The following is a 7569-nucleotide window of genomic DNA, read 5'->3' as shown; positions in this document are numbered from 1 at the left end:
CTGGTTTAAAGTTAATCCACTATAAAACATCCCCCTGTTGCTATTCCCTCCCCTATCCGAACACAACCGACAGACATTAAAAAACGACCTTTCATTAAGAAAGGTCGTCTGAAACATAACAAGCGGCAAACTTAATGCGCTTCGATAAAGGCAGCAACTTGTTCGGAATTGGTCAAAGCGCTGCACACGGCTTCTTTGTTGATACGTTTTGCCAAACCTGCCAACACTTTGCCCGGTCCGCATTCGGCGGATTCGGCAATGCCTTCAGCAACCAGCGCATTGACGGTTTCCGTCCAGCGCACAGGGCTGTAAAGTTGGCGGACAAGCGCGTCTTTGATTTTCTCTGCATCGTCGTAAGCGGCAACATCGGCATTATGGATGACGCGGATTTTCGGTTGTTTGATTTCAACAGTTTTGAGCGCTTCGGCAAGTTTTTCCGCAGCAGGCTTCATCAGGCTGCAATGCGAAGGAACGGATACAGGCAGCGGCAGCGCGCGTTTGGCTCCCGCTTCTTTGGCTGCATTCATGGCGCGCTCGACGGCGGCGGCATTACCCGCGATCACAACTTGTCCGGGCGAATTGAAGTTGACGGCTTCGACCACTTCGCCTTGCGCGGCTTCTGCACAAATGGCTTTAACCTGTTCGTCTTCCAAGCCGAGGATCGCCGCCATCGCGCCTACGCCCTGCGGTACGGCAGACTGCATCAGTTCGGCGCGCAGGCGGACGAGTTTGACTGCATCCGCAAAATCCAATGCACCGGCGGCAACAAGTGCTGTGTATTCGCCGAGGCTGTGGCCGGCAACGACGGCTGGCGTTTTGCCACCCGCTTCAAGATAGGCACGGTAAACGGCAACGCCTGCGGCCAGCATGATGGGCTGCGTATTCACGGTCTGTCCGATGAGTTCGGCATCCGTACCGTTAATCATCGCCCACAAATCTTGACCCAAGACGGCAGAAGCTTCGTCGAAGGTGTTTTTTACGACCGATTGTCCTGCGAAGCCGTCCATCATATTGAGGCTTTGCGAACCCTGACCGGGGAAGAAAAATGCAAAAGACATGATATTCCTTTGTTTCAGTTTAGTTTTTCAGAAAATTCGTCAGAGGATTATCGGCGTAATGTATCAGCAGGGCATAGGTAATGGCAACATTTATTGCCACTGTCAGCCAGAAAATCTGAACAAAAGGAACTTTCTTGGTTTTATGTCGGAACGCGGCGCGTGCAACCAATGCGCCGGGCCAGCCGCCCAGCAGGCTGAATGCGTGCAGTTTGTTTTCTGGGATACGGTTTTGGTATTCGTTTTTACGTCTGATTTTGCGCGCGGACTCCATCGCCGTCTGCTTGTCCTGTTGATAAAGGATGAAAGCGGCAATACTGATAAGGACGTAAATGAAAAACAGTTTATTGGAAAGCACGGCGACAACGGTCAGGAAAACGACGGCGATGACGCTGTTGATCAGGAGTGCCTGCATATCGATATTGAGCCTGTTGTAGTCGGGTGGCAATTCGTCAAACAGGAATGCTTCGTCGCCCAACCGGACAACCTTGACGGCTTGTTGACGGTTGCCTTCTATCGGGCGGTTGCAGTAGAAGCTGACGCGCTGTCCTGTTTGCGGACGGCAGGTATTGTAATGGTACGCGCTGATGTGGAAGAAAATATTTTGGGATTCGTCGCCGAAACGGATGAAGCCGTAGCCTTTGGCATCATCCCATGTGGTAATCGTACCGCTCATGACCTGATTGGGCGGCAACAGATTCTTTTGGGCGGATTTCGGAGCGGGATAACGGGTTTCGGCAACCAACGGCTGCTCGATTTTGACTTCAACTTTAGGACCGTGTTCCGGACGGAAAAAGTGTACGGTTTGACCTTGCGCTTTTTGGGCGGACGCAGCGTGTATCGATTCAGGCTCGGGTTCGGACTCAGGCGTACTGCGGATAACGGCATTGACCAACAGCCATTGTCCGTTGGGATGACGGCGGAGCGTGCCTTCAAGACGGTCGCCCGCCCGAGGCGTAAGGGTTTGGTCGGCAAGAAACTGTCCCAGCACAAACACCGGCTGCCCTTCGTTTGAAACATCCATTCCATAACCACCATTCTTCGACCAATCCCAGTCGGCCAGTGTAATGACCACACTATCATTGTTTTTATAACCCGGATTGATGCGCTCGACATCCCTTGCGACGGCGCGGTTGTTTTCCGTTTCTATTTGAAAGCTGACACGGTGTCCGGTTTCAGGTTCTTGATAATCGGGGTGGAGGGATTGACGGTTGGCAAAGATGCGTTGCGAAGATTCGTCGCAAATAATGGAGCCGCGGCTCATTTCCCCGAACCAATGGGCGATTGTCCCGTAATGTTTATTATGGTTCATTTTATTTTTATATTAAGGAAAAAATGTATTGGATAATCAGTTTTGAAATTATACCAATTTATCATAATCCATGTGGATTTTAACCATAATAAATAAAAGGTCGTCTGAAACGGTGTCGGTTTGAAGCAACGACACATTTTCAGACGACCTCTTTTCAATGCTCGGCAGAGACAGCGCCCTTCCCCCTCTGCCTAGCATACTTTTCAACTACCGCCCTGAATCTTCTACACTTTATAGTGGATTAACTTTAAACCGGTACGGCGTTGCCTCGCCTTAGCTCAAAGAAAACGATTCTCTAAGGTGCTGAAGCACCAAGTGAATCGGTACCGTACTATCTGTACTGTCTGCGGCTTCGTCGCCTTGTCCTGATTTAAAGTTGATCCACAATAAACAACTAACCCGGCCCTCAAAATATGAATCCCAGCTTCCCTATCAAAAAGGTCGTCTGAAACCGCTCCGGCGCAGTTTCAGACGACCTCTTAAGTTTCAAACAAACAAAAAATCAGTATTTCACCAACACCGCGCCCCAAGCGAATCCGCCGCCTATGCCTTCGAGCAGCAGGTTTTGTCCGCGCTTGATTTGACCATTTTGGATGCCGACATCGAGCGCGAGCGGGATGGAAGCGGCGGATGTGTTGCCGTGTTCCTGTACGGTCAGGATGACTTTTTCCATGTCCAAACCCAAGTGTTTGGCGGTGGAGTCGATGATGCGTTTATTGGCTTGGTGCGGCACGAGCCAGTCGATTTGATCGGGGGTATAACCTGCTTCGCTGATGACTTCGTCGGCGATTTTTGCGAGCATTTTGACTGCGAATTTGAACACGCCCGGCCCATCCATCGTAATGTAGGGCGAGCCGCAAACTTGTCCGTTGGCGATTTGACCGGGCACGTTGAGCAGGTCGAGGTAGTTGCCGTCGGCTTTGAGTTTGCTGTGGATGATGCCCGCTTCGTCGGACGCGCCCAACACTACCGCGCCTGCGCCGTCGCCGAACAAAACGCAGGTCGTGCGGTCGTTCCAATCGACGATGCGGCTGAACGTTTCCGCGCCGATGACCAAAGCCTTTTTCGCCATGCCGCTTTTGATGTAGGCGTTGGCAGTGGACAGGGCGTACATAAAGCCCGCACAGACCGCCTGCACGTCAAATGCAGGACAGCCGTTTTCTATGCCGAGCTTTTGTTGAACAATGGTCGCGGTGGACGGGAACTGCATATCGGGGGTGGCGGTTGCTACGATAATCAAATCAATTTCATCGGCAGCGACACCCGCAGAAACGAGCGCACGGCGCGATGCTTCGGCGGCGAGGTCGCTGGTTTTTTCGCCTTCGTCTGCAATATGGCGAAACTTGATGCCGGTACGGGTGGTAATCCACTCGTCGGACGTATCGACTTTTTTCGCCAAATCGTCGTTGCTGACGCGGTTGGCGGGAAGATAGCTGCCGGTACCTAAAATTTTGGCGTATTGCATGTGAAGGCCTTTGAGCGTTGATTCGGATAATCGGCTATTGTAAGCGAAAACGGATGAATTGCCCAACGCCGCGAAGACGCAAAACAGGTAAAGCAGGCAATGGCTTGAAAAACAACTATAGTGGATTAAATTTAAATCAGGACAAGGCGACGAAGCCGCAGACAGTACAGATAGTACGGTAAGGGCGAGGCAACGCCGTACTGGTTTAAAGTTAATCCACTATATAAACTCATGATTTCAATAAAATTTACTTTTCAAACCATCTAGGGATTTACGTTTCCATATCCCGTTTTCAGACGACCTCGGTTACACAAAATCCCCCCAAAGCGTCTGCATCACCGCAATCGCCGCCAGCGAAGCGGTTTCCGTCCGCAAAACCCGCCTGCCCAGCGTTACCGACTGGAATCCCGCCTCAAATGCCAACCTCTCCTCCTCGTCCGTCCAGCCGCCTTCCGGCCCCACCATAAAAATCAGGTCGTCTGAAAACGGCTTGACGGCACGCAAACTCTGGGCGCGGTTCAAACTCATCAACAGCTTGGTCGTTTCAGACGACATCTGTTTCAAAGCCTCGCGGTAAGGCAGCAGCGGACGCACTTCCGGTACAATATTCCTGCCGCTTTGTTCGCAAGCAGACACCACAATTTCCTGCCAACGCACCACCCTTTTATCCGCCCGCTCGCCGCTCAAGCGCACGACGCAGCGTTCGCTAATTACTGGCTGAATCGCCGCCACGCCCAGCTCCACGCTTTTCTGCAAAGTAAAATCCATGCGCTCGCCACTCGATACCGACTGCACCAGCGTGATTTTCAGCGGCGACTCATTGTCCGTCTCCTCCTCGCGCAACACTGCCGCACAGGCACGGCGTTTCTCCAAAACATCCAAACGCGCGGGATACGCCTTGCCGTTGCCGTTAAACAAAACGACCTCCTCCCCGCAGCGCATACGCAAAACATTTAAATGACGCACAACATTATCAGGCAGTTCAACGACTTGCCCCGCATATAAAGCATCAGGCAGATAAAATCTGGACATGGTTCTTCAAGTGAAAACGGATATAATAACGCGATTATACGATTTCGCACCCCAACCGCAAAAACAAGGACAAAAAGTGTTACACCGATTGCAAAAAGTCGTCCGGCACATCGCGCAAACCGAAGTCATGCCACGCTTCCTGAATACCCCGTCGCACCGCAAAGAAGACGGCTCCATGCTCAGCGAAGCCGACCTCGCCGCCCAAACCGCCTTCGCCGCCGCCCTGCCCTTGTTGATCGACAGCCCCATGCTCGGCGAAGAAATGAGCGTGCAAGAACAAACCACCCTTTGGAAAATGCACGCGCATACCGACGGGCTGTGGGTCGTCGACCCCATAGACGGCACCAACAACTTCGTCAACGGACTGCCCCATTTCGCCGTTTCCGTCGCCTTCGTCAAAAACGGCCGCGCTGAACTCGGCATCATCTACAACCCCGTCAGCGGCGAATGCTTCTACGCCGAACGCGGCAAAGGCGCATACCTCAACGGCACACGACTCCCCCTGCGCACCGTCGACAAAAAACTCAGCGAAGCCATCGCAGGCGTCGAAATCAAATACCTGCGCTCCGGCAAACTCACCAGCCGCATGAGCACGCTCGCCCCCTTCGGCACCATCCGCAGCATGGGCAGCAGCACGCTCGACTGGTGCTACCTCGCCAGCGGACGCTACGACGTTTACGTCCACGGCGGGCAAAAACTGTGGGACTACGCCGCCGGCGCGCTGATTTTCGAAGAAGCAGGCGGCAACCTGTCCACTTTGGAAGGCGACGACTTTTGGAGCGGCGAACACGTTTTCAAACGTTCCGTCATCGCCGCCCTGCAACCCGCCCTGTTCGAGCGTTGGGAAAAATGGATACGGGAGAACCAATAAACAGGACAACCCGTCTATCCGTACATTCGGTACATTCAAATCAAGAGTACCCTTCCCGTCATCCCTGCTTTACATCTTAAATAGCGGCAATCGGGATACCCTTCTGCTCATCTTGTATATTCGTTTCCTATGTCGCCATGCAAAAAGGTCGTCTGAAAATAGTTTTTCAGACGACCTTTGTTCACATTATTTATTTCCCGAATCAATGCCTAAAATGGCGAACACCCGTTACCACCATGGCGATGCCGTGTTCGTCCGCCGCATCGAAGACTTCCTGATCGCGCATCGAGCCTGCGGGGTGGATGATGGCTTTGATGCCCTGTTCGGCAATCACGTCCACGCCGTCGCGGAACGGGAAGAAGGCATCGGAGGCGGCACACGCGCCGTTTAAGTCTAGGCCTGCGTCCTGCGCTTTGCGGGCGGCGATACGGGTGCTGTCCACGCGGCTCATTTGGCCTGCGCCGATGCCGTAGGTTTGACCGCCTTTGCCGAATACGATGGCGTTGGATTTGACGTATTTGGCGACGTTCCAGACGAACAGCAAATCGTTCCATTCCTGCTCGGTCGGTTGGCGTTTGGAGACGACTTTCAAATCGGCGCGGTTGAGGCGGTGGATGTCGGGCGTTTGTACCAGCAGCCCGCCGCCGACGCGTTTGAGTTCGAATCGGTTCGCACCTGCTTCTAGAGGCACTTCCAATACGCGCACGTTTTTCTTGGCGGCGGCGATTTCGAGGGCTTCGGCGGTAAATTTCGGCGCCATCAAGACTTCCATAAATTGGTTGTCGGTAATCTGTTTCACGGTTTCGCCGTCCACTTCGCGGTTGAAGGCGATGATGCCGCCGAACGCGCTGGTGGTGTCAGTGGCGTAGGCGAGTTTGTAGGCGGTCAATGTATCGGCTGCAACGGCGACGCCGCACGGATTGGCGTGTTTCACAATCACGCAGGCGGGCGCATCGAAGGATTTGACGGCTTCCCAAGCGGCATCGGCATCGGCGATGTTGTTGTACGACAATTCTTTGCCTTGCAGTTGTTTGTAGGCGGCAAGGCTGCCTGCGGCGGGATAAACATCGCGGTAGAACGCGGCGCGTTGGTGCGGGTTTTCGCCATAGCGCATGTCTTGCACTTTAATCCAGCTTTGGTTGAACTGGCTTGGGAACTCGCCGATTTCGGGCGTGCCGCTCAAGACGTCGTCTGAAAGCGAGGTTAAATAGTTGGAAATCATGCCGTCGTATTGGGCGGTGTGACTGAACGCTTTGCGCGACAGGTTGAAACGGGTTTTGTCGCTCAACGCGCCGCCGTTGGCTTCCATTTCGGCGGCGATGGCGGGGAAGTCGGTGGTGTCGGTAACGATGGCGACGTGTTTCCAGTTTTTCGCGGCGGAGCGCACCATGGTCGGGCCGCCGATGTCGATGTTTTCAATCGCGTCTTCCAACGTGCAGTTTGGTTTGGCGATGGTGGCGGCGAAGGGGTAAAGGTTGACGCAAACGAGGTCGATGTTGCCGATGCCGTGCTCTTCCATCTTGGCGACGTGTTCGCCCAAATCGCGCCGCCCCAAAATACCGCCGTGGATTTTCGGATGCAGCGTTTTCACGCGGCCGTCGAGCATTTCGGGGAAACCGGTATAGTCGGCGACTTCAATCACGGGAACGCCCGCATCGGCAAGCAGCTTCGCCGTGCCGCCGGTAGAGAGGATTTCGACACCGAGTTTGTGCAGGGTTTGGGCAAATTCGACTGCGCCTGTCTTGTCGGACAGGCTGATCAGGGCGCGTTTGATGGAAGGCATAAGGATTCCTTTTAAACAGAGATTTATATAGTGGATTAACTTTAAACCAGT

6 protein-coding genes and 1 pseudogene are annotated in these 7569 nt (G+C 53.5%); 2 read left to right on the top strand and 5 right to left on the bottom strand.

Going from position 1 to position 7569, the window contains the following annotated elements:
* Positions 1 to 131 precede the first annotated feature (131 nt).
* The 3 genes from fabD to HMPREF2907_RS09690 form a co-directional block, all read right to left on the bottom strand.
* Entirely contained in the window at positions 132 to 1058 is a 927-nt protein-coding gene (gene fabD, locus HMPREF2907_RS09700; RefSeq protein WP_070682535.1) for an ACP S-malonyltransferase, read from the bottom strand.
* 19 nt (positions 1059 to 1077) lie between these two features.
* Complete coding sequence (locus tag HMPREF2907_RS09695; protein WP_070682533.1) at positions 1078 to 2367, bottom strand: DUF1294 domain-containing protein; 1290 nt, start codon at positions 2365 to 2367, stop codon at positions 1078 to 1080.
* Between the two features lie 502 nt (positions 2368 to 2869).
* Entirely contained in the window at positions 2870 to 3832 is a 963-nt protein-coding gene (locus HMPREF2907_RS09690; protein WP_070682531.1) for a beta-ketoacyl-ACP synthase III, read from the bottom strand.
* A 107-nt stretch (positions 3833 to 3939) separates the two neighbouring features.
* Here HMPREF2907_RS09690 and HMPREF2907_RS13305 point away from each other — a divergent pair.
* Positions 3940 to 4057, top strand: a pseudogene (locus HMPREF2907_RS13305) (IS5/IS1182 family transposase); the annotation flags it as partial.
* 81 nt (positions 4058 to 4138) lie between these two features.
* Here the strand turns inward: HMPREF2907_RS13305 and HMPREF2907_RS09685 are convergent.
* On the bottom strand, positions 4139 to 4864 hold the full coding sequence (locus HMPREF2907_RS09685; protein ID WP_070682529.1) for a 16S rRNA (uracil(1498)-N(3))-methyltransferase: 726 nt from the start codon (positions 4862 to 4864) through the stop codon (positions 4139 to 4141).
* A 76-nt stretch (positions 4865 to 4940) separates the two neighbouring features.
* Between HMPREF2907_RS09685 and HMPREF2907_RS09680 the strand changes: the two genes are divergently transcribed.
* Positions 4941 to 5735 (top strand): inositol monophosphatase family protein, encoded by a 795-nt coding sequence (locus tag HMPREF2907_RS09680; protein ID WP_070682574.1) that lies wholly within the window; start codon positions 4941 to 4943, stop codon positions 5733 to 5735.
* A gap of 202 nt (positions 5736 to 5937) precedes the next feature.
* Here HMPREF2907_RS09680 and purH read toward each other — a convergent pair whose 3' ends face one another.
* Positions 5938 to 7518 (bottom strand): bifunctional phosphoribosylaminoimidazolecarboxamide formyltransferase/IMP cyclohydrolase, encoded by a 1581-nt coding sequence (gene purH, locus HMPREF2907_RS09675; RefSeq protein ID WP_070682527.1) that lies wholly within the window; start codon positions 7516 to 7518, stop codon positions 5938 to 5940.
* Positions 7519 to 7569: the final 51 nt, after the last annotated feature.

Source organism: Neisseria sp. HMSC055H02, from assembly GCF_001813335.1.
GTDB classification, from domain to species: domain Bacteria; phylum Pseudomonadota; class Gammaproteobacteria; order Burkholderiales; family Neisseriaceae; genus Neisseria; species Neisseria sicca_C.
Note: the sequence above shows the minus strand (reverse complement) of the source record. Positions and strands in the feature narration are given on the sequence as shown.